The 310-nt window shown below is 65.5% G+C and carries 1 protein-coding gene; it reads left to right on the top strand.

Annotation, left to right across the window (positions count from 1 at the left end; translation table 11 throughout):
- Nucleotides 1-58: 58 nt before the first annotated feature.
- The coding region (locus MKL09_RS31440; protein ID WP_279606233.1) for a TCP-1/cpn60 chaperonin family protein at nt 59-310 on the top strand (252 nt) is incomplete at its 3' end.

Raw genomic sequence — 310 nt, 5'->3', positions numbered from 1 at the left:
AACGAAGCAAGACGTGGACACGCAATGCTTTAGTTGTCCCACAGACGCACGCGATCACATGCAGCGCGGCGACGGTACCGGCGCCGACGCTGTGACAGTATCGCTGCGACCCCCGGGCCGCAACGTCGTGATCGCGAAGAGCTTCGGCGCCCCGCGGATCAACAAGGACGGCGTCACCGTCGCCAAGGAGCTCGAGCTCGCCGACAAGTTCGAGAACATGGGCGCCCAGATGGTGCGCGAAGTCGCCTCGAAGTCGAGCGACATCGCCGGTGACGGTACCACCACGGCCACCGTGCTCGCCGCCTCCATC

It is taken from the genome of Methylobacterium sp. J-048, assembly GCF_022829515.1.
In the GTDB taxonomy this organism is placed as follows: domain Bacteria; phylum Pseudomonadota; class Alphaproteobacteria; order Rhizobiales; family Beijerinckiaceae; genus Methylobacterium.
Note: the sequence above shows the minus strand (reverse complement) of the source record. Positions and strands in the feature narration are given on the sequence as shown.